Genomic DNA, 20,802 nt, shown 5'->3' on the forward strand with positions numbered 1-20,802 from the left:
CTCTGCACGCTAAGCAGACCCGGCCCGCGCCGCCCGCCGGGAGACCCTAACCGGGATGCCCGTGGCCCGTCCGGATCACCAGGGCGTGGTCGCCGAGACCCAGCAGACGGTCGGCCGGCAGCTCGCCGAGGGTCGTCAGGACCGCCTCGATACGGGCGGTGGCCGGATCGAACGCCGCGTCGAGCACGGTGCCGCGTTCCTCCCCGCACTCGGTGAGCACCCTGCTCCCCACCAGGTCACGGTGGGGCGGGACCTCGGCCGGGTCGCCGGACGGGCGCGCGATCAGCATGTCCGGGCCGGCCGCGCCCAGGGCGGCCCAGGCCACCACGGCCTCCCTGCGCAGCCGCCCGCGCCGTATCCGGACATGGGTGACCTCCCCGGACGCCGCGTCGACCGTCAGCGCGCGGACCACCCCGACCCGGTCCGCGTCGCCCGGCGTCAGGACGGGCAGCCCGCGCACCCGCGAGAACAGCATCATCGGACCACGCCCCTCCCGCGGCCGTGAGGGGCGCCGGCCCGGTCGGCGAAGGCCGGCAGGCCGTCGGTGACGTACGCCGTCGCGTGCGCCGGGATCACCAGCGTCCGGCCGGAGACGCTCAGGGCCTCGCCCCGCGGCACGTACACCTGGTGCCGGCGGTGCCGGGAGCCGTGCACCAGCTCCCGGTGCGCGGCGAGCCGGAACGCGACGAGCCGGCCGCTGGTGCCGCCCTCGACCAGCACGTCGAGCACCGTGCCCACCAGGTCGCCGTCGTCGGTCAGCACCTGCGCCCCGAGCAGCCGCCCGCGCAGGGCGTCACGGCGCGCCACCGACAGGGGCAGGTCGCACAGCGCCCCCTCGTCGCGGACCATCACCGCGTGACGGCCCAGGCAGTGCACCGCCGGCCAGGGCAGGTCCCGCGACAGCGGGCCCGACATCAGGGTCCGGCCGGTGAGGGTGAAACTCGCGATCCGCCCCGCCGCCGGGTCGAAGACCGTGTCCTTGACATGCGCCACGGCATCGCCGCCCAGCGTCACCACGGGCAGCGTCGTCAGGCTCCGTACCGCCCTCAGTCCGTTCATGGCGCCCCTTCCGCCGAACCCGGCGGAACCCGGGTTCCCCGCCCCGCGGAGGCGAACACCGATCAGGTGGACTGCGCCGCGGGAGCCGGGGTACCAGGACTGGTGCAGATTCGTCCGGCCGGACCGGCTTCGCGGAGAGAAACGAGCATGACCTACCACCTGGACGGGGCAGTGATACCGACTGGTTTCGACGTGCCCGTGGAACCGCTGCGGCGGACGGCGCACTTCACCGGCGAGCCGGGGTGCATCGCCGAGGCGCGGAGGTTCGCCGCGTACTTCCTCCAGGAGTTGCGGACCGAATGGTGCGCCACGATCGGCGAGCGGACCGACGGCGCGGTGCTGCTGGTGGTGAGCGAACTGGTCACCAACGCGGACCGGCACAGCAACGGCCCGTACATCCTGGAGCTGGAGGGCACCGACACCGTGCTCACGGTGGCCGTCTACGACAGCAGCGCCAGCCTGCCCCGGGTCTTCCCGCGCAACCCCGAGCGCGTCGGCCGGCACGGTCTGGAGATCGTCCGCGCGCTGGCGCGGGACGTCACCGTCGAACGCGTGCCGGTCGGCAAACGGGTACGCGCGGTACTGGACCTCGGCGCCGCCTGACCGGCGACGCCGCCGTCCGCCCGGTCAGGCGCAGCCGAGCTCGCCCAGCATGCCCTCGCGCAGCCGGGTGATGATCCGCTTGATCAGGCGGGACACGTGCATCTGCGAGCAGCCGAGACGCTCACCGATCTCCGCCTGGGTGGCCTCCTCCACGAACCGCATGTGGAGGATCTCCCGGTCGCGTTCGCTGAGCTCGGCCATCAGCGGAGCGAGCGAGTGGAAGTCCTCGACGAGGCGCAGCCCCTCCTCCTCGACGCCGATGAAGTCGGCCAGCACGGCCTCGCCGTGCTCGGGACCGTCACCGGTGAGGGCGGCGTCCAGCGACGACGAGTTGTACCCGTTCGCGGCGATCTGCCCCTCGACGACCTGCTGCTCGGTGATGTTCATCAGCGTGGCCAGCTCACCGGCCGTGGGCTCCCGGTCCAGCCGGCTGGCGAGCTCCTCGCGGGCCTTCGCCAGCTCGACCCGCAGCTCCTGGAGCCGGCGCGGCACGTGCACGGCCCACGTGGTGTCACGGAAGAAACGCTTGATCTCACCGACGATGTACGGCAGCGCGAAGGACGTGAACTCGACCTCGCGGGACAGCTCGAACCGGTCGATGGCCTTGATCAGACCGATCATGCCGGTCTGCACGATGTCGTCCATGTCGTCGCCGCGACCGCGGAACCGTCCGGCCGCGAACCGGACGAGGGACATGTTCATCTCGATGAGGGTGTTGCGCGCGTACTGGTACTCGTGCGTGCCCTCCTCCAGCTCCGCCAGGCGACGGAAGAACTGGCGGGACAGCTCCCTGGCGTCGCGGGGGGCGACATCCCGCGGATCCACCACGTCCCGCGGATCCCCGTCACCCGTCACGGCTTCGGTGCGCTGCTCGGCTACCCGCGCCTGCGACCGGATCACGGCGGTCCTCATTACCTCTCCCCACGGACGTCACGGCTGACATGTGCCTGAGACCTGCGGGTACCCAGGCCGCGCGAACCCATGCCCACCGGGTTCCGGGAGAATCGGAACCGCGGTGCGCACCGGTCGCCACTCGTACGTCCGATGGTACGGGGGCGCGGCCCGTACGGCGCCCCGGGCCGCCCCCCGAGCGCCTTCACTCAGGGCGGAACGCCGCTCCCTTCCCCTCGGGGCCGGAATTCCTAGGCTGAGGAGGTGACCAGTCAAGAGATGACCGGCCCAGCGCCGGACCGTGCCCGCGTCATTCCCCTGCGCCCCGGCCCGCCGCCGGGTCCGGCGGCCCCCGCGCCCAGGGAACCGCTGCTGCGCGACCTCGTCGGGGACGTGCTCCGCAGCGAGCGGCTCGCCCAGGAACGGACGCTGAAGGACGTCGCCGACGCGGCCCGGATCTCCATGCCCTATCTCTCGGAGGTGGAGCGGGGCCGCAAGGAGGCCTCCTCGGAGGTCCTCGCGGCCGCCGCCCAGGCACTCGGCCTCGGCCTCGGCGACCTGCTGACCCGGGCCCACGGGGAACTGGTCCGCGTCACCGGCCGGCGGGCCGCCACCACGACGACGCGGGCGACGTCCGGCTCCGCGCACAACGGACTCTGCCTGGCCGCCTGACCCGCGCCCGGCGCCTCACACCCTCACGAGGCGCCGGGCCAGCACCTCGTCGGCCAGGCCGTACGCCACGGCCTCCTCGGCGGTGAACACCTTGTCGCGGTCCATGTCGGCCCGCAGGGTCGCCACGTCGTGGTGCGTGTGCCGGGACAGCACCTCCTCCACCTGGGAGCGGATCCGCACCATCTCCTTGGCCCGCAGCGCCAGGTCGGACGCCGTGCCGCGCGTCCCGCCCGAGGCCGGCTGCCCGAGCAGCACCCGCGCGTGCTCCAGCACGAACCGCCGCCCCGGGTCCCCGCCGGCCAGCAGCACGGCCGCCGTGGACGCCGCCTGCCCGACGCAGAACGTCGAGATCGGCGCCTGGACGAACGTCATCGTGTCGTAGATCGCCATCAGCGAGGTGAACGAGCCGCCGGGGGAGTTGATGTAGACCGCGATCTCGCTCTCCGGGGCCGACGACTCCAGATGGAGGAGCTGCGCGATGACGACGTTGGCGACCCCGTCGTCGATCTCCGTCCCCAGGAAGATGATCCGCTCGGCCAGCAGCCGGCTGAACACGTCGTAGGACCGCTCGCCCTGGGGGGTGCGCTCGACGACGTTCGGAATCGTGTACGACCCCATCACCGCAGCCCCATCCTGGGCCGGGCGGCGGCCGGACGGACGTCGTCGAGCGACTCCACCACCCGGTCGACCATCCCGTACTCCCTCGCCTGCCCGGCCGTGAACCAGCGGTCCCGGTCGCCGTCCCGGGAGATGGTCTCCGGGGTCTGGCCGGTGTGCTCGGCGGTGATCCGCTCGATGGTCCGCTTGGTGAACTCCAGGCTCTCCGCCTGGATCTCGATGTCGGCGGTGGTGCCCCCGATGCCGCCCGACGGCTGGTGCATCATGACGCGCGCGTTCGGCAGGGCGTAGCGCTTGCCCGGCGTGCCGACGCAGAGCAGGAACTGGCCCATGCTGGCCGCGAAACCCATGGCCAGGGTCGAGACGTCGTTGGGGATCAGCCGCATCGTGTCGTAGATGGCCAGGCCCGCGTGGACCGAGCCGCCGGGGCTGTTGATGTACAGGCTGATGTCGGTGCGCGGGTCCTCGGCGGACAGGATCAGCAGCTGCGCGCACACGCGGTTGGCGGACACCTCGTCGACCTGCGTGCCGAGCAGCACGATGCGCTGCGCGAGGAGCTGGGCGGCGAGATGGTCGTCGAACCGGGTCGGCGGGGTGTCGCCCTCCTCGGCCCGGGGCAGCGGGACCGGCCACGGGCCGGCGGTGAACGGAGACATCGGCGCTCCTGAAGGTCGCTGGAACGCGGCCGGGACGACCGCGTGCCTCCACTCTCGGCCGGCCCGCCGGGCCGGCGGGGACATCTCTGCCCGTGGCAGATTCGCCGTGGGCAGAGTGATCGTCCGTACCGCCGTCCGGACCGGTCCGGGGCCGCACCGATGAGTTCCGGGGCGGGGCCGGGTCAGCACTCACGACCGTGTTCCACGCCCGGGAGGTACTCATGACCACCGACGGATTCACCACCTGCCTCTGGTACGACGGCCAGGCCGAGGAGGCCGCGGACTTCTACGTCTCGGTCTTCAAGGACTCGAGCCTCGGCGACATCGTCCGCAACCCCGGCGACGAGGACTCCGTGCTCACCGTCGAGTTCACGGCCAACGGCCAGAAGTTCGTCGCGCTCAACGGCGGGCCCGAGTTCACGTTCAACGAGGCGATCTCCTTCCAGCTCGACTGCGCGGACCAGGCGGAGATCGACCACTACTGGGAGAAGCTCGTCGAGGGCGGCGGCGAACACGGCCCCTGCGGCTGGCTCAAGGACCGGTTCGGCGTCTCCTGGCAGGTCAACGCGGTGCGGCTGACCGAGATGATCAGCGACCCGGACCGGCGGAAGGCGGACCGCGCCCTGAAGGCCATGATGACGATGGGCAAGCTCGACATCGCCGCCCTGGAGAAGGCGTACGCGGGCGAGTGAGGCGGCCCGGACCGCCGGCGGAACCGCCACAGGGCCCCGCCGTCCCGGCCGGGCTCCGCGCGACAGTCCGGGCGGGCGCGCCGGCGGGCGTCGCCCGGCGGGTGCCGCGCCCCGCCGGGCCCGCCGAAGACGGCGGTTTCACCCGGCGCACCCGGACGACGGACCCGTGCACGCGCCGGGCCCGCCGAAGGCGGCGGCCCGTTCCTCGTGCGGCGCGTTCGCCCGGCGCGCCCGTGCACGCGCCGGGCGGCGCGGCGGCCGGCGCCACGGGCACGGTCCACGGCGTGCGCATACGGCGGCTTCCGCCCGGCACGAGGAGACGGCCCGGCCCCGGTCCGGAAGGGACCGGAGCCACGGCCGTACCGCCCGGAGGCACCCCGCGCCGGGCCGGCGGCACGCGGGGCGCCGCCTTCGCGGTGACCGGCGTCACCGCCCCGGGCGGGCCCGGCCGGCCCGGCCGGACATGGCATGATCGGGCGCATGCGTGAACGAGTTGTGGCCGCGTGCGACGGGGCTTCGAAGGGGAACCCGGGGCCCGCCGGCTGGGCCTGGGTGGTCGCCGACCAATCCGAGAAGCCGGTCCGCTGGGAGGCGGGCGCGCTCGGCAGGGCCACCAACAACATCGCCGAACTCACGGCGCTGGAGCGGCTGCTGGCGGCGACCGACCCCGCCGTGCCGCTCGAGGTCCGGATGGACTCGCAGTACGCCATGAAGGCCGTCACCACCTGGCTCCCCGGCTGGAAGCGCAACGGCTGGCGCACCGCGGCCGGCAAACCGGTCGCCAACCAGGAACTCGTCGTCCGCATCGACGAACTCCTCCAGGGCCGCTCGGTCGAGTTCCGCTACGTCCCCGCCCACCAGGTCGACGGCGACCGGCTCAACGACTTCGCCGACCGCGCGGCCAGCCAGGCGGCCACCGCCCAGCAGGACGCCGGCAGCGAGCTGGGCTCGCCCGAACCGCCGGCCGCCCCGGACCGCCCGACGGGCGGCACGGCCAGGCGCGGGTCCGGCGGGGCGAAGACGCCCCGGCAGCGCGGCGGCTCCTCGTCCCGCACGCTCAAGGCCAAGTTCCCCGGACGCTGCCCGTGCGGGCGCTCCTACGCGGCCGGGGAGCCGATCGCCAAGAACGACAAGGGCTGGGGCCACCCCGAGTGCCGGACGGCCCAGAGCGTCTGACCGGGCCCGCGCGGGAGCGGAGCCGCCCCGGCGCCCGGCCGGGACGGATGACAGACTGAGGTCCATGGACGAGCGCACATTCAACAGGTCGGGACAGCACGCCTCCGTGATCGGTCTCGGCACATGGCAACTCGGGGCGGACTGGGGCGACGTCGACGACAAGGAAGCCCTCGCGGTGCTGGAGACCGCCGCCGAGTCGGGCGTCACCTTCTTCGACACCGCCGACGTGTACGGCGACGGACGCAGTGAGCAGACCATCGCGTCGTTCCTCAGCGGACGGCCCGACCTGCACGTCCTGGTCGCCACCAAGATGGGACGCCGGGTCGACCAGATCCCGGAGAACTACGTCCTGGACAACTTCCGCGCCTGGAACGACCGCTCGCGGCGCAACCTCGGCGTCGACCGGATCGACCTGGTACAGCTGCACTGCCCGCCCACCCCCGTCTACTCCACCGACGAGGTCTTCGACGCCCTCGACACCCTGGTGGCGGAGGAGCGGATCGCCGCCTACGGCGTCAGTGTGGAGACCTGCGCGGAGGCGCTCACCGCGATCGCCCGGCCGAACGTGGCGAGCGTGCAGATCATCCTCAACCCGTTCCGCATGAAGCCGCTGCGCGAGGTCCTTCCGGCCGCCCGCGAGGCGGGCGTCGGCATCATCGCCCGCGTCCCGCTCGCCTCCGGACTGCTGTCCGGCAAGTACACCAAGGACACCGTCTTCGCCGCGAACGACCACCGCGCCTACAACCGGCACGGCGAGGCCTTCGACCAGGGCGAGACCTTCTCCGGCGTCGACTACGCCACCGGCGTCGAGGCCGCCGCCGAGTTCGCCGCGCTCACCCCCGAGGGGTACACGCCGGCCCAGCTCGCCCTGCGCTGGATCATCCAGCAGCCCGGCGTCACCACCGTCATCCCCGGCGCCCGTTCGCCCGAGCAGGCCCGCGCCAACGCGGCCGCCGCCCGGCTCCCGGAGCTGCCCGAGGCGACGCTCACGGCGATCCGGGACCTCTACGACCGGCGGATCAAGGACCAGGTGGAGGGCCGCTGGTAGCGGCGACGGACGTCACGGCTCCAGGAGCAGCTGCCGTTCCTGCTCCTGGTCGCCGGAGGCGGTGCCCTCGTCGCGCGCGGTGAAGGACCGCGTGAGGGTGTCGCTCGCCCGCCGCACCGCCTCCGGAGTGCCCTGCACGGTGACGGTCACCGGCGCCGACAGCGGCCCCGCGTCCGCGGCCCCGGCCGCCGCTCCCGGCCCCTCGCCGGTGAACGTCGCCACGCGGACCGTCGCGTCTCCCGCGGAGGGACGCTGGTCCGCGTCCCCGAACGTGCCCTCCAGGACCCGGACGACCGTCCGGGCGTCGTCGGCGTCCCCGCCGCTGAACGTCACGGTGAGCTGGGTGTCCGGCATGCGTCCCACGACCTCCTGGCCTCGGTGTCATCGCCGTCCGTGTAACCGTGCCCCGCACCCCCAAACCGGCGACCGGCCCGGGAGAACGGCGGCTTTCGGGGCATGGGGAGAGGGAGACCCACGGAAAGGGGAGGCACCGTGCCGGACATGGATCAGGGCGAGAACAGGCGCCGGGGACGGAACGAGACGCAGGACGAGAGAGCGGACCGGATGTGGACGGAGCTCATCCAGGAGGTCCGCGTCGCCCAGATGGGGGTGCAGATCCTCTTCGGGTTCCTGCTGACCGTCGTGTTCACCCCGACCTACGCCAGACTGTCCGACACGGACCAGACGATCTACCTCATCACGGTGGTGCTCGGCGCCTGCGCCACCGGCGCCCTCATCGGCCCGGTCTCCCTGCACCGGCTCGTCTCCGGACGGCGCATCAAGGCGCAGGCCGTGCGGTGGGCCTCCCGGCTCACCCTGCTCGGCCTCCTGCTGCTGCTGGCCACCACCAGCTGCTCCCTGCTGCTCATCCTGCGCGTGGCCACCCACGACGACTTCGTCCCGTACCTGGTGGCCGGAGTGGTGGCCTGGTACCTGCTGTGCTGGTTCGGCCTGCCGATGTGGGCCCGGTACCGCCACACCGGGGGCCAGGAGCTCAGTTCCCGGTGAGGACGTCCGCGAGGAAGTCGTCCACGCGGACCTCCTCGCGCCCCGGCGGCACCAGCAGCCGGGTCTCGTGCAGGAACGCGCCGACGGTCTCGGCCCAGGCGAACACCACCGCGTGGTGCCGGCCGCCGTCCGCGTGGGCCTCGCCGAGGAACTCCATCCGCAGCTCCCGCCCCACACCCCGGGACTCCGGCCGCAGCCGTACGTCCCCGATGCCGACCGGGCGGGTGAGCCCCTCGGTGACCATCTCCCGGTCGAGCTGCCAGCGGGCGAGGACCCGGCCGTCGTGGCTGAAGACGATGGTGACGGCGAACGGGTCGGACGGGTCGTAGCCCAGGTGGGCGAGCACGGGAAAGCGGTCCGTGTCGCCGGCCTGGAGCTCCACCACCACAGTCTTGTGCACGAACGAGTTCACGAGGGGGCCTCCGGGAAGTACCGACGTAGAGCCCTCTAGTACCCCGCATCTGCGCAAGATGCTCGGCTCTCCGGGTGAATCACCGGCCGCGAGGGCCGCCGGGGGCGTCAGCCGAGGGCGTCCCGCAGCGCCGGCAGCAGCGTCTTCTCCGACCAGTCCAGGTACGCCGGCTGCGACTCGCCGCCGATCTGCACCAGGGCGATCTCGGTGAAACCCGCCTCGGCGTAGGGGCGGACGGCCTCGACGAAGTCCGCCGGGTCGCTGCCGCACGGGATCGACCCGGCGACGTCGTCGGGCCGGACGAACCGCGTCGCCGACGCGAAGGAGTCCGGGTGCGGCAGCTCCGAGTTGACCTTCCAGCCGTTGCCGAACCAGCGGAACTGGTCGTGGGCGCGTGCGACGGCCGCGTCCCGGTCGGGGTCGTAGCACACCGGGAGCTGCCCCACCCGCGGCTTGCCCCGCCCGCCGTGCCGGTCGAAGTCGTCGAGCAGTTCCGCCCTCGGCTCGGTGGCGATCACCAGGTCGGCGAGCCGGCCCGCGAGGGCGCAGGACCGCTTCCCGGACACCGCGACACCGATCGGCGGCGGCTCGTCCGGCAGGTCCCACAGCTTGGCCGACTCGACGTCGAAGTGGGTGCCCCGGTGGTTCACGTGACCGCCCTCGAACAGCGCGCGGATGATCTCCACCGCCTCCTCGAGCATCTCGTGCCGCACGTCCACGGACGGCCAGCCACCGCCCACCACGTGCTCGTTGAGGTTCTCGCCGGAGCCGAGCCCCAGCCGGAACCGGCCCTCGGACAGCAACTGCACCGTCGCCGCCTTCTGCGCCACCACCGCCGGGTGGTAGCGCAGCGTCGGACACGTCACGTACGTCATCAACGGGATGCGCGAGGTGGCCTGCGCGGCGGCGCCCAGCACGCTCCAGGCGTACGGCGCGTGACCCTGCGACGCCAGCCAGGGGAAGTAGTGGTCCGAGGTCACCGAGAAGTCGAAGCCGGCCCCCTCGGCCCGCACCACATGGTCGACCAGCTCACGGGGCCCGGCCTGCTCGGTCATCATCGTGTATCCGATTCGCACCATGCCGCACGGGTCCCCGGCCCCGGACGGGGAAAACGATGGATCACCCGCGGCGGCCCGGGCAGGATGCCTCCCATGACCGCTCACCCGCTCCCCGCCGCGGAGCCCGCCGCCCAGGGCGTCGACGCGTCCGGCGTCCACGCCTTCCTCGACGCCCTCGAAGCCGACCCGGACATCGAGCCGCACAGCCTGATGGTCCTGCGCCACGGCCGGCTCGTGGCCGCCGGCTGGTGGGCGCCGTACACCGCGCGGCGCCCGCACCTGCTGTACTCGCTCAGCAAGAGCTTCACGGCGACCGCCGCCGCCCTCGCCGAGGCCGAGGGACTGCTCGACTTCGACGCCCCGGTGCTGTCGTACTTCCCGGAGTTCGAGGCCGACATCACCGACCCGCGCAGCCGGGCGATGCTGGTCCGGCACGTGGCGTCCATGGCCAGCGGCCACGAGGACGAGACCGTCGACGCGGCGTACGGCACCGATCCCGCCGAACCCGTGCGCGGCTTCCTGCTCCAGCCGCCGCGGCGCGACCCGGGCACCGTCTTCGCCTACAACCAGCCCTGCACGTACACCCTCGGCGCGATCGTGCAGCGGGTCACCGGGCAGACGCTCACCGAGTATCTGCGGCCCCGGCTGTTCGACCCGCTGGGGATCGGCGAGACGTTGTGGCAGCGGGACCGCACCGGCCGCGAGATCGGCTTCAGCGGACTGCACGCCGCCACCGACGCCGTGGCCCGGCTCGGCCAGCTGTACCTGGACGACGGGGTGTGGCGGGGCGAACGGCTGCTGCCCGAGGGGTGGGTCGCCCGCGCCGCGCACCCGCACATACCGACCGCCGGAACCACGCTGGTGGGGGACCGGCAGGACTCGATCCGCGGCTACGGCTACCAGTTCTGGGTGTCCCGGCACGGGTTCCGGGGCGACGGGGCCTACGGGCAGTTCTGCCTCGTCCTGCCCGAGCACGACGCGGTGGTCGCCGTGACGACGGCGACCGAGCGGACGCAGGAGTACCTCGACCTGGTCTGGCGGCACCTCCTGCCCGCCTTCCGCCCGGCGCCGCTGACCGGCCGCGAGGCCGCGGACACCGCCCTGCGCGAGCGCCTCGGACGGCTCGCCCTGCCCCCGGCCGACGGCGGCCCCGTACCGCCCGAGCGGGCCGGGGACTGGTCCGGCGCCGGGTTCACCCCGGAGGGCGGGGGCTGCGACGACCAGCCGAAGCTGACCGCGGCCGAGGTCACGGCGGACGCCGGCGGCGGCTGGACGCTGACCCTCACCGAGGACGGCGAACGGTTCGGCGCGCGGTTCCTCGCCGGGCAGGGGTGGACGACCGCCGAGGAGCCCGTCCCGGCCGCCGCGAGCGGCGGCTGGACCGACGGCGGCACCCTCACCGTGGACCTGGTGTTCCTGGAGACTCCGCACCGTCTCCGGGTCACCTGCTCCCTCACCGGCCGGACCTTCACCGCCCGCTGGCTCACCCGGCCGCTGCACGAGTGGCCCCTGCGCAAGCTGCGCGCCCCGCGCGGCTCAGTCCGCGGCGGGCCGGAACGTCCGTAGGAAGGTCCGCAGGGCCTCCCGGCTCGCGGGTTCCTCCCAGGCGGCGGCCGGGGTCGTCCAGCGCAGCGAGAAGCCGCGCCCGCCGCCCAGCAGGAACCCGCGGCCGAAGGTGCGCACCCGGGCGCCGCCGGCCGCGGCGTACCACTCCAGGTCGGCGGCCTCGCGCCCCTGGTACGTCGTCGCCCGGATCCCGCCGATCCGCTCGTAGCCGGCGGCGGACCGCTCCAGGCGCGGTTCCACGTCGTCCCGCCACACGGCCACCGCGTCCGACCCCACCCGCTCGCTGTAGGTGACGGCGAGCGTGCGCGGGTCCCCGTCGGCGCCGAAGGTGACCCGGTAGCCCCGGTCGGCGCCGCGGGAGGTGTCCAGCCGCTCCCAGCCCTCCGGCAGCGCGACGGAGAAGCCCTCCGGGGCGTGGTGGGCGCGGTAGCCGGGCGGGAGGCCGCCGGCGCCGTCCGGCGGGGAGGGGGAGGGAGCGGGCGTGGACGGGTCTCCGGGCACGTCCGGTGGGCCGGCCGGCGCGGACACCGGGGGCGGCGGCGCGTCGGCGGCGGAGCCGGTGCCGGCGCCCGGCAGCCCCCGGGCCGCGGCGAGCACCGCGACCGTCACCGTGACGACGGCGAGCGCGGTGCCGAGGAGCGTCGTCCGCCTGCCCCGCTCCCGGCCCGCGTACCGCACGGTGCCGGTGTGCGAGCCGTGCGGCCGGGGGCCCGGCGCCGCCCCCGGGTCCTCCCGCAGCACCCGGGTGAGCGCCCCGCGGACCGCCTGGCGGGTCAGCCGCTCCCGCGGGTCCTTGCGCAGCAGCCCCTGGACGACCTGGGTGAGCGGGCCCGCCCGTACCGGTGCGCGCGGCGGCAGCCGGTCCACGCCCTTCAGCGTGGCCTCGGGCCGCCCGCGGTCCCGGAACGGCGGACGCCCCTCCAGCATCGTGTGGAGGAGCGCGCCCAGCGCCCACAGGTCCGCGGCGGGCCCGGTCCGCTCGCCACGGGCCTGCTCCGGGGAGGCGTACGACGGTGCCGTGAGCCGGGGCGCCGACGCCGCGCCGGCCAGGCCGTAGCCGGTGACGACGGCCGGCCCGTCCTCGCGCAGGAACACCTGGCCGGGGCTGAGCTCACCGTGCGTGACGCCCCCGGCGTGCGCGGCCTCCAGCACGTCGAGCAGCTCCAGCGCGACGCGGGCGGCCCGCGCCGGGGGGAACGTGCCCTCTTCGGCGAGGACCTCGTCGAGCGGTGTCCCGTCGATCCACGCGGTGACGGTCCACAGGAAACCGGACTCCTCGACGGTGTCGACGACGCCGGCGATCCGGCCGGGGCACAGGCGCGCCGCGCTCTGTGCCGCCCGCAGCACCCGGGAGGGCGCGCGGTGCGTGCCGGCCGCGTCCCGCGGGAGCCCGACCCGGGTGAGCAGACAGGGGCGGCCGGTCCGCAGATCGTCGGCGTACCAGCGGACGCGGTTGGCCTCGCGATGGACGATCTCGACCAGCCGGTACCGTCCGGCGACCGTCCGGTCGGTGGAGACGTGCGCCCTGCCCATGGCCATCCCTCGTCGAACCGCCGGCTCCCGCTTCCCCCAGGGGTACGGGGAGCGGGCGGGGTCCGTTCAACGGGAGGCTCAGCGAAGCTCGAAGTGTTCCGTCCAGGCGATCATGTCGCCGGTGGTGGCGTTGCCGCCGCACACCACGAGACCGAGCCGGGCTCCCTCGCCGACCCGCTCCAGCACCCGCCGCGCGGCCGGCAGCAGACAGCCGGCGGCCGGTTCCGCCCACACCTTGGCGTGGTCCGCGAGCTCCAGCGAGCCCCGCACCGCCTCCCGGTCCGGTACCACCAGCACCTCGGTGACCAGCTCCGAGACATGCTCGTACGTCAGCGGGGACACGGCCGGGGCGCTGAGCGTGGAGACGATCGACGTCAGTCTCACCGGCACCGGACCGCCCGCCGCCAGCGCCTCGGACATCGCCTGCGCGCCCTCGGTCTCCACGCCCCAGACCCGCACCCCGGGCCGCAGCGCCCGCAGCGCCGCCGCGACCCCGGCGATCAGCCCGCCGCCCCCGATGCTCACCAGGACGTCCGTGAGGTCACCGGCGTCCGCGGCGAACTCCAGCCCCACCGTGCCCTGACCGGCGATCACCACCGGGTCGTCGAAGGGGTGGACCAGGGTCAGCCCCTCCTGCTGGAGCCGGGTCATGAGCGCGAACGCGCCGTCCATGTCGTCGGTCAGCCGCACCGAGGCGCCCGCGGACTCCGCGATCTCCACGGCCCGCAGGGGCGCCGAACGCGGCATCACCACCGTGGCCTTCACATCGAGGGCGGCGGCCATCACCGCGAGGGCGATCCCGTGGTTGCCGCCGCTCACCGCCACGACCCCGGCGGCCCGCTCGGCCCCGCTCAGCGACAGCAGCTTCGCCGCCGCGCCCCGCACCTTGAACGAACCGGTGCGCTGCAACAGCTCCAGCTTCGTGGTGACCGGGGCGCCGAGCAGTGCCGACAGGCCGGGGCTCGGCACGGTCGGGGTCCGCACCACGTGCCCGGCGATCCGCTCGGCCGCGGTCTCGATGTCGGCGATCCCGATCACGACTGTCACCTCTCCGGCGCGGGGTGTGATCCGTGCCGTCCTCCACCCTGGCCCGCCCGACGGCCAAGGTCAACATCGTTCAGTGCTGCTGGGTCTTCTGCGGCGGCGCCTCACTGGGCCGGACGACGACGTACCCCTCGCCCCGCAGCATCAGCTGCACGGCCTCGCCCGACCCGCCGCGCAGCATCGAGCCCAGCGACTGGGAACGGTGCAGCGAGGTGGACAGGCCCGCGGTCCAGCCGACGACCGCGTCCGTGTCCACGTACACCGGGTACTGCGACGACACCGGGATCACCAGCGGGTTCCCCTCGCACACCAGCCCCAGCCGGCCGTGTCCGGTGAACACGCTGTTGAACAGCCCGCCGCCGGTGACGCCGGCGCCCTTCACGGTCGCGATGCGGTACGACAGCGTGGAGTCGAAGCACAGGACGTTGCGGCCGTTGACGGTGAACTCGTCGCCGGGGTCCACCTCGACGACGAAGCAGTTCTGCGCCTCGTGCGCGAACCAGGCCTCGCCCCGGCCGCGCACCGCCATCAGCGGCAGCCCCTCGCCGGTCACCGCCCGCTTGAGCATGCCGCCCACGCCCTGGCCCTTGCGCTCGAACTGGAGGTCGCCGCGGTAGGCGACCATCGCGCCCTGCCGGGCGTGCATCTCGCCGTCGACCGTGTAGCGGATGCATTTGGCGTTCTCGACGGTCATGCCCGCGGCCGTGGCAGGCCGCACCATGTGCTGACTGGAAAACAGGTCACCCTTCATGAAGGCATCCTCGCCCGGACTCCCTCCCTCCGCCAGGATCATGTACGGACGGCACCGGGCCCGGCGCCGTCAGCCGCCGAAGAGCTGGGTCCAGTACGTGCCCGCCCGGCCGCCGCCCGCGAATCCGACGCCGATGTGGGTGAAGCCGGCCTTGAGGATGTTGGCGCGGTGACCGGGGCTGTTCATCCAGCCCCGGACGACCTCGGCGGCCGAGCGCTGGCCGCACGCGATGTTCTCGCCGATCGTCCGCCGCGCCGAACCCGCGGCGGCGGCCCGGTCCCAGGGTTCGCCGCCGCCGGGCGCGGTGTGGGAGTAGAAGTCGCGGGCCACCATGTCGGCGCTGTGCGCCTGCGCGGCCGCGGTCAGCAGGGGGTCGTGGGACAGGGGTGGCAGTCCGGCACGGACGCGCTCCCGGTTGGTGAGCTCGATGACCTCGCCGGTCGTACGGTTCAGCCCGTCCGGGGTGAGCGGACTGGCCCACAACGCCGTCCAGTAGAGGTCGCCGGACCCCTCGCGGGACCCCACGGCGGCGTGGGTGAAGGAGGGGTCGCACACGGTGCGGCGGGCCGCGTCGTGGCGCAGGCAGTGGTCGACGAACCGGTCGACCGTGAGCGGCCCGGAGACCAGGTGCTCGCCGACGGTGAGGTACGGGTATCCGGCGGCGACGACCCGCTGGTGGACGGAGACGCCGTCCACGCCCTCGACGGCGAGGCGCCCGCCGCGCGCCATCATGCCGGCGTGCTCCCGCGCCGCGTCGGCCAGCCGCGCGTCATGGGCGACCGGCGGTGAACCGGCGGCGGCCCGGACGGAGTTCACCAGGCCGAGGAAGCCGTCCTGGGCGGCCGGGCGGGCCGGGGCGGCGGGCGCCGTGTGTGCGGCGACCGCCCCGTCGTCGTCCGCCACGTCGACCCCGAAGTCCCGTGCGAGGCCGGCCAGTCCGTCGGCGTACCCCTGCCCCAGGGCGCGCAGTCTCCACTCCCCGCCGCGCCGGTAGATCTCCGCGAGGAGCAGCACGGCCTCCTGCCGCACCCGGGACGGGGAGAACCGGGCGAGCGGGCGGCCGCCGGCACCGGTGACCCGGAGCACGGGGGCGGGCAGCCCGCTCAGCGGGGTGCCGGGGTCGGCGGGGCTGACGGCCACCGTGACGCGCACGGCGCCGGGACGCAGCGCCGCCGGGTCGACGGTCAGGGTGTCCCCGACGAGCCGGGCGCCCGGCGCGGACGGCTGGTTGTAGAACACGAAGTCGCCGTCGCCCCGCACCTTTCCGCCGTCGTCCGTGATCAGCGCGGACACGTCGAAGGGGCCGGGCACCCGGACGGTCACGGCACCGCCCGGGAGGGCCAGATTCCCGCCGGGGACCAACTCCTGCATCGCGCCGCCCTGCTGTCGTCGTACACGGACCGGTGGGGGTGTCCGGACAACGACGGGCGGCGGCCGCGGGTTCCCGGCCGCGGTCCCTCAGCGGCGCAGCGCCCGGGCCCAGTCCGACGGCACCCGTCCCGCCGGGCCCGGCGACGGCTGGTCGGCCGGGTGGCTCACGGGCGGGGCCAGGTCGGGGCCGGACTCGTACAGCTCGTTCGTGGCGTAGTCCCAGAACCAGTCCTCGCCCGGTTCGTAACTGCGGACCACGGGGTGCCCGGTGGCCTCGAAGTGCGCCGTGGCGTGCTGTCCCGGCGAGCTGTCGCAGCAGCCGATGTGGCCGCAACTCGCGCAGCGCCGCAGGTGGAACCACCAGCCGCCCGCGGCGTCGCAGTCGGCGCAGCCCGGGCCGGTCGGCGGAACATCGGGGTCGATGGCGTGGTCGCCGGTCATGCGGACTCCTCGGGGGTGTCGTCGGGGGCCGGGGCGGTGAGCGGCAGCAGCACCTGGAAGCGGGTGTCGCCCGGCTCGGACTCGAACCGCAGGGTCCCGTGGTGCCGGTCGACCACGATCCGCCAGGAGATGTCCAGGCCCAGTCCGGTGCCCTCACCCACCGGTTTGGTGGTGAAGAACGGGTCGAAGACCCGGTCGCGGATCTCCGGCGGGACGCCCGTGCCGGTGTCGCCGAACTCCACCAGCAGCCGGTCGTTCTCCCGCGCGGTGCGCACGGTCAGCGTGCCCTGCCCGTCGTCCGCGCCCGCGCCGTTCATGGCGGCGACCGCGTTGTCGATCAGGTTGGTCCACACCTGGTTGAGCTCCGCCGGGTAGGCCGGGATCCGCGGCAGCGTCCGATCGTACTCCTTGACCACCTTGATCCGCGGTCCGAACTTCCCCGACAGCATCAGCAGGGTGCTGTCGAGGAGTTCGTGCACGTCGGCGACCTGGAAGGGGGCGCGGTCGAGCTGCGAGTACTGCTTGGCGGCGTCGACGAGGTGCGAGATGCGGTTCGTGGAGTCCGCGATCTCGTCCATGAGGAGTTCCGTCTCGACCGTGTAGCTGAGCCAGCCGACCGCCGACGGCAGCGTCGCCTCGTCGACGGCGGCGGCGACCTGCTCCAGCCAGTCCAGGTCCAGTCCGGCCTGGACGAACGTCGGGGCGATCCGCCAGCCGTCGGGGATGCCGTGGTCGTCCAGCCAGTCGGCGAGCTCGTCCTCCCGGTCCGACGCCTCCAGCGGGCTGAGCACGGGTGCCTTCGCGACCCGCTCGGCCGTCCGCTCCTGGATCTCGATGAGGCCGGCCAGCGTCTCGCGGTCGTAGGTGCCCGCGGAGATGACGCGCAGCTTGTGCCGCATCTTGCCGACGCGTTCGCGCAGCGTCGCCGTCGCCCGTACGGCCGCCGCGGCCGGGTTGTTCAGTTCGTGCGTCAGCCCGGCCGACAACGAGCCCAGCGCCAGCAGCCGTTCGCGCTGGCCGATGGCGCGCTGGGTGTTCTTCGAACCGAAGAACAGCCCCTCCAGGAGGTGGACCGCCATCGGGAACCACTCCCGCATGACGCTCGCGAACGTGTCCGCGGGCACCACGAAGAACCGGGTCGGCTCCGTCACGCGCATCGAGTTGTTGTAGACCTGCCGCACCCGGTCCCCGAGGTACGCCTGCATGGCCCCCGCGTACACCCCGCGCTGGGAGGTGCGGCTGAGCTCCACGTCGTCCCCGCCGACCCGGCGGGACAGCACGACGGTGCCCTCCAGCATCACGTAGAAGCAGGTGGCGGGGGAGCCCTCGGTGTAGACAGGGCCGGGTTCGAACCGTTCCACCCGTCCCTCGGCGCAGAGCCGCCCGAGCTGCTCGTCGGTGAGCTTCTCGAACAGGAACAGGGAGCCGATCTCCCGCGGGCTGCACGGCATCGGACGCCCGCTCACGACTGCTCCAGGTACCGGTGGACGAGCATCACGGCCATGGCTCCCTCTCCGACGGCGGACGCGACCCGCTTGGCGGACTCCGCGCGGGCGTCGCCCGCCACGAACACGCCGGGCACGCTGGTCTCCAGGTGGTACGGCGGCCGGTCCAGCTCCCAGCCGGCCGGCGGACGCCCGTCGGCGGTGAGGTCGGGCCCGGCGAGGATGAACCCGCGGTCGTCCCGCAGCACCGTGCCGTCCAGCCAGTCGGTCAGCGGGGCGGCGCCGATGAACACGAACAGCCACTGCGCGTCGACGAGTTCGGTCCGCCCGCTGTCCGTGTCGCGCAGCGTCAGCCGCTCCAGGCGGCCGTCGCCGTGCGCGCTCTCGACGACCGCGCCGCACCGCACCGAGATGTTCGGCGCCCGGTCGATCTGCTGGATCAGGTAGTACGACATCGACGCCGCCAGATCCGGACCGCGCACCAGCAGCGTCACCGACTTGGCGAACCGGGACAGGTACATCGCGGCCTGCCCGGCCGAGTTGGCGCCGCCGACGATGTACACGTCGTGGCCCTGGCAGGCGGCGGCCTCCGTCAGCGCCGACCCGTAGAAGACCCCGCAGCCGCCCAGGTCGTCGCAGCCGGGCGCCGCCAGCCGCCGGTACGACACCCCGGTCGCCAGGATCACGCTGTGCGCGGCGACCGACGACCCGTCGGAGAAGCGTACGACCCGGGCGCCGCCGTTGACCTCGAGACCCGTCACCTCCCGCGCGGTGAGGATCTCGGCGCCGAACTTCGTGGCCTGCCGCCGCGCCCGCTCGGTGAGCTGCGCCCCCGACACGCCGTCGGGGAAGCCCAGGTAGTTCTCGATCCGCGAGGACTGCCCCGCCTGCCCGCCGGTCGCCGACCGCTCCACCAGCACGGTCCGCAGCCCCTCGGAGGCCCCGTAGACCGCCGCGCCGAGCCCCGCCGGGCCGCCGCCGATCACCACCAGGTCGTAGAAGTCGGCCTCCGGGGTCGTCGCCAGGCCCACCCGGGCGGCGAGGTCCACGGACTCCGGCTCCACCAGCGGCGTCCCGTCCGGGGTGATCACCACCGGCAGCCGCGTCCCGTCCTCGCCCGCGGCGGCCAGCAGCCGCCTGCCCTCCGGCTCGTCGGCGGAGTACCAGCGGTAGGACACCTGGTTGCGGGCCAGGAACTCCCGTACGTCCGAGGAGCGCGCCGACCAGCGGTGCCCGACCACCTTGGTGCTGGGCACCGGCCGGTGGTCGCTGCGCCGCCAGGCCTCCAGGAGGTCGTCCAGGACCGGGTAGAGCTTCTCCTCCGGCGGGTCCCACGGCTTGAGGAGGTAGTGGTCGAGGTCGACGACGTTGATCGCGTCGATCGCCGCGCCGGTGTCCGCGTACGCGGTGAGCAGCACCCGCCGCGCGCCGGGGTGGATGTCGAGGGCCTGTTCCAGGAACTCGATGCCGTTCATCCGGGGCATCCGGTAGTCGGCGAGGATCACGGCGACGAGGTCGCCGCGCAGCTTCAGTTCGCGCAGCGCGTCCAGCGCGGACTCACCGGACTCCGCGCGCACGATCCGGTACGACGCCCCGTAGCGCCGTCTGAGGTCCCGGGCCACGGCGCGGGAGACGCCCGGGTCGTCGTCCACGGTCATGATCACGGTCCGCGCCGCTTCGTCGGCCTGTGCCATACGTCCCCCACGTCGTGCGGTCTGACTCCCCGGCGCGACGGGCCCCGGCCGGGCCGCGGCCACCGCACCGGCCCTGCCCATCGTATGTTCGACGGCGTTCCCGCGCTCGGGTATGCGCGAGCCGCGGGGCGTGGGGAAGACTGGATCATGAGAAGCGGACACGACACCGGGAGGAACCGCATGACGCGCCCGATCACGGCAGGGATCGACGGAACCGGGGAGAGCCTTGCCGCACTGGCCTGGGCGGCACGGGAGGCGGTCCGCCGGGATCTGCCGCTGAGGGTGGTGCACGCCTGGCGGTTCGAGGCGCACGACGCGGTGGACACGGGGGACCGGGCGACACAGGAGCAGTGGGTCCGGACGTCGGTGGAGGAGGCGGTCCGCGCCGTCGGCGAACGCCACCCCGGTCTCGCCGTGACGACGGACGTCCTGGAGGGCGATGCCGTGGAGACCCTGACCGGTGCCGCCGCGGACGCGGAGCTGCTGGTGCTCGGCTCGCGCGGGCACGGGCGGATCATGGGCTTCCTGGTCGGCTCGGTCGGCCAGCAGGTGATCGTCGACGCCGGGCGTCCCGTGGTCTTCGTGCGGGCCGGGGACCAGGCGTCGGACGAGGTCGCCGGGCACGAGATCGTCGTCGGCCAGCAGGGCGACCCGGAGGACAGCGCCGCCGCGCTCGGCCTCGCCTTCGAGACCGCCGCCCGGCGCGGGGCCACGGTGCGCGCCGTACGGGCCTGGACCCTGCCGCCGGTGTACGCCTACAGCCCCGCCTCGCTCCGGCTCCTCGACGAGGCCGGCGGCCTGGAGCCGTACGAGCGGAAGGCGCTGGCGGCGGCCCTCGCGCCGTGGCGGGAGCGCTACCCGGACGTGCACGTGATCGAGCACGTGGAGATGGGCAGCGCCGGGCAGGTGCTGCTGTCGGTGGCGGGCACCGCCCAGCTGATGGTGGTCGGCCGCCGCGCCCGCCGCACGGCCGTGGGCGCCAGGATCGGCTCGGTGGCCCACGGCGTCCTGCACCACGCGGACTGCCCGGTGGCGGTGGTGCCGCCGGCCCGGGCGGATTAGGG

The 20,802-nt window shown here is 74.1% G+C and carries 23 protein-coding genes; 8 read left to right on the forward strand and 15 right to left on the reverse strand.

Annotated elements, in window-relative coordinates; translation table 11 throughout:
* Window positions 1-46: 46 nt before the first annotated feature.
* A complete protein-coding gene (locus ACF1DX_RS32095; RefSeq protein WP_391794658.1) occupies window positions 47-478 on the reverse strand; it encodes a PRC-barrel domain containing protein in 432 nt (143 codons plus the stop codon).
* Complete coding sequence (locus ACF1DX_RS32100) at window positions 475-1,059, reverse strand: PRC-barrel domain-containing protein (RefSeq protein WP_391794659.1); 585 nt, start codon at window positions 1,057-1,059, stop codon at window positions 475-477. Before ACF1DX_RS32100 ends, ACF1DX_RS32095 begins: the two co-directional genes overlap by 4 nt.
* 147 nt (window positions 1,060-1,206) lie before the next feature.
* Here ACF1DX_RS32100 and ACF1DX_RS32105 point away from each other — a divergent pair, with 147 nt between their 5' ends.
* Entirely contained in the window at window positions 1,207-1,662 is a 456-nt protein-coding gene (locus tag ACF1DX_RS32105) for an ATP-binding protein (RefSeq protein WP_391794660.1), read from the forward strand.
* 24 nt (window positions 1,663-1,686) lie between these two features.
* Here the strand turns inward: ACF1DX_RS32105 and ACF1DX_RS32110 are convergent, their stop codons facing one another.
* Window positions 1,687-2,574: a SigB/SigF/SigG family RNA polymerase sigma factor gene (locus tag ACF1DX_RS32110; protein ID WP_391794661.1), complete on the reverse strand. Its 888-nt coding sequence runs from the start codon at window positions 2,572-2,574 to the stop codon at window positions 1,687-1,689.
* 258 nt (window positions 2,575-2,832) lie between these two features.
* Between ACF1DX_RS32110 and ACF1DX_RS32115 the strand changes: the two genes are divergently transcribed.
* Window positions 2,833-3,225: a helix-turn-helix domain-containing protein gene (locus tag ACF1DX_RS32115; protein WP_391794720.1), complete on the forward strand. Its 393-nt coding sequence runs from the start codon at window positions 2,833-2,835 to the stop codon at window positions 3,223-3,225.
* 15 nt (window positions 3,226-3,240) lie between these two features.
* Here ACF1DX_RS32115 and ACF1DX_RS32120 read toward each other — a convergent pair whose 3' ends face one another.
* A complete protein-coding gene (locus tag ACF1DX_RS32120) occupies window positions 3,241-3,843 on the reverse strand; it encodes a ClpP family protease (RefSeq protein ID WP_391794662.1) in 603 nt (200 codons plus the stop codon).
* Window positions 3,843-4,499 (reverse strand): ATP-dependent Clp protease proteolytic subunit, encoded by a 657-nt coding sequence (locus ACF1DX_RS32125; protein WP_391794663.1) that lies wholly within the window; start codon window positions 4,497-4,499, stop codon window positions 3,843-3,845. The genes ACF1DX_RS32120 and ACF1DX_RS32125 overlap by 1 nt, the downstream gene beginning before the upstream one ends.
* A gap of 221 nt (window positions 4,500-4,720) precedes the next feature.
* Between ACF1DX_RS32125 and ACF1DX_RS32130 the strand changes: the two genes are divergently transcribed.
* The 3 genes from ACF1DX_RS32130 to ACF1DX_RS32140 all read left to right on the forward strand — a co-directional run bounded on the left by ACF1DX_RS32130 (window position 4,721) and on the right by ACF1DX_RS32140 (window position 7,415).
* Window positions 4,721-5,191 (forward strand): VOC family protein, encoded by a 471-nt coding sequence (locus tag ACF1DX_RS32130; protein WP_391794664.1) that lies wholly within the window; start codon window positions 4,721-4,723, stop codon window positions 5,189-5,191.
* Window positions 5,192-5,671: 480 nt separating this feature from the next.
* The gene (locus ACF1DX_RS32135; RefSeq protein WP_391794665.1) at window positions 5,672-6,367 is read left to right on the forward strand and encodes a ribonuclease H; all 696 of its coding nucleotides are present in this window, start codon (window positions 5,672-5,674) and stop codon (window positions 6,365-6,367) included.
* 64 nt (window positions 6,368-6,431) lie between these two features.
* A complete protein-coding gene (locus tag ACF1DX_RS32140; protein ID WP_391794666.1) occupies window positions 6,432-7,415 on the forward strand; it encodes an aldo/keto reductase in 984 nt (327 codons plus the stop codon).
* Between the two features lie 12 nt (window positions 7,416-7,427).
* On the opposite strand, the gene ACF1DX_RS32145 is transcribed toward ACF1DX_RS32140, so the two are convergent.
* Complete coding sequence (locus ACF1DX_RS32145) at window positions 7,428-7,769, reverse strand: hypothetical protein (RefSeq protein WP_391794667.1); 342 nt, start codon at window positions 7,767-7,769, stop codon at window positions 7,428-7,430.
* Between the two features lie 147 nt (window positions 7,770-7,916).
* Here ACF1DX_RS32145 and ACF1DX_RS32150 point away from each other — a divergent pair, with 147 nt between their 5' ends.
* The gene (locus tag ACF1DX_RS32150) at window positions 7,917-8,423 is read left to right on the forward strand and encodes a DUF6328 family protein (protein WP_391794668.1); all 507 of its coding nucleotides are present in this window, start codon (window positions 7,917-7,919) and stop codon (window positions 8,421-8,423) included.
* On the opposite strand, the gene ACF1DX_RS32155 is transcribed toward ACF1DX_RS32150, so the two are convergent.
* Together ACF1DX_RS32155 and ACF1DX_RS32160 are read right to left on the reverse strand one after the other, a co-directional pair.
* Window positions 8,410-8,835 (reverse strand): SsgA family sporulation/cell division regulator, encoded by a 426-nt coding sequence (locus ACF1DX_RS32155; protein WP_391794669.1) that lies wholly within the window; start codon window positions 8,833-8,835, stop codon window positions 8,410-8,412. The two genes, ACF1DX_RS32150 and ACF1DX_RS32155, sit on opposite strands and share 14 nt — an antisense overlap.
* 107 nt (window positions 8,836-8,942) lie before the next feature.
* Window positions 8,943-9,914, reverse strand: coding sequence for an LLM class F420-dependent oxidoreductase (locus ACF1DX_RS32160; RefSeq protein WP_391794670.1), 972 nt, complete (start codon window positions 9,912-9,914; stop codon window positions 8,943-8,945).
* A gap of 72 nt (window positions 9,915-9,986) precedes the next feature.
* On the opposite strand from ACF1DX_RS32160, the gene ACF1DX_RS32165 reads away from it, so the two are divergent.
* Window positions 9,987-11,459: a serine hydrolase domain-containing protein gene (locus ACF1DX_RS32165; RefSeq protein ID WP_391794671.1), complete on the forward strand. Its 1,473-nt coding sequence runs from the start codon at window positions 9,987-9,989 to the stop codon at window positions 11,457-11,459.
* Here ACF1DX_RS32165 and ACF1DX_RS32170 read toward each other — a convergent pair.
* The 7 genes from ACF1DX_RS32170 to ACF1DX_RS32200 all read right to left on the reverse strand — a co-directional run bounded on the left by ACF1DX_RS32170 (window position 11,430) and on the right by ACF1DX_RS32200 (window position 19,738).
* On the reverse strand, window positions 11,430-12,992 hold the full coding sequence (locus ACF1DX_RS32170) for a serine/threonine-protein kinase (protein WP_391794672.1): 1,563 nt from the start codon (window positions 12,990-12,992) through the stop codon (window positions 11,430-11,432). The genes ACF1DX_RS32165 and ACF1DX_RS32170 overlap by 30 nt on opposite strands.
* A 78-nt stretch (window positions 12,993-13,070) precedes the next feature.
* The gene (locus ACF1DX_RS32175) at window positions 13,071-14,030 is read right to left on the reverse strand and encodes a threonine/serine dehydratase (protein WP_391794673.1); all 960 of its coding nucleotides are present in this window, start codon (window positions 14,028-14,030) and stop codon (window positions 13,071-13,073) included.
* Window positions 14,031-14,109: 79 nt separating this feature from the next.
* Window positions 14,110-14,787 (reverse strand): AIM24 family protein, encoded by a 678-nt coding sequence (locus ACF1DX_RS32180; protein ID WP_391794675.1) that lies wholly within the window; start codon window positions 14,785-14,787, stop codon window positions 14,110-14,112.
* Between the two features lie 69 nt (window positions 14,788-14,856).
* Window positions 14,857-16,158, reverse strand: coding sequence for a CAP domain-containing protein (locus ACF1DX_RS32185; RefSeq protein WP_391794676.1), 1,302 nt, complete (start codon window positions 16,156-16,158; stop codon window positions 14,857-14,859).
* Window positions 16,159-16,245: 87 nt separating this feature from the next.
* Window positions 16,246-16,599 (reverse strand): UBP-type zinc finger domain-containing protein, encoded by a 354-nt coding sequence (locus tag ACF1DX_RS32190; protein WP_391794677.1) that lies wholly within the window; start codon window positions 16,597-16,599, stop codon window positions 16,246-16,248.
* The gene (locus ACF1DX_RS32195) at window positions 16,596-18,065 is read right to left on the reverse strand and encodes an ATP-binding protein (RefSeq protein ID WP_391794678.1); all 1,470 of its coding nucleotides are present in this window, start codon (window positions 18,063-18,065) and stop codon (window positions 16,596-16,598) included. The genes ACF1DX_RS32190 and ACF1DX_RS32195 overlap by 4 nt, the downstream gene beginning before the upstream one ends.
* Window positions 18,062-19,738, reverse strand: coding sequence for an FAD-dependent oxidoreductase (locus ACF1DX_RS32200; protein ID WP_391794679.1), 1,677 nt, complete (start codon window positions 19,736-19,738; stop codon window positions 18,062-18,064). Before ACF1DX_RS32200 ends, ACF1DX_RS32195 begins: the two co-directional genes overlap by 4 nt.
* 180 nt (window positions 19,739-19,918) lie before the next feature.
* Here ACF1DX_RS32200 and ACF1DX_RS32205 point away from each other — a divergent pair, with 180 nt between their 5' ends.
* Entirely contained in the window at window positions 19,919-20,800 is an 882-nt protein-coding gene (locus ACF1DX_RS32205; protein ID WP_391794680.1) for a universal stress protein, read from the forward strand.
* Window positions 20,801-20,802: the final 2 nt, after the last annotated feature.

This window comes from Streptomyces sp. NPDC014676 (assembly GCF_043084105.1).
In the GTDB taxonomy this organism is placed as follows: Bacteria; Actinomycetota; Actinomycetes; order Streptomycetales; family Streptomycetaceae; genus Streptomyces.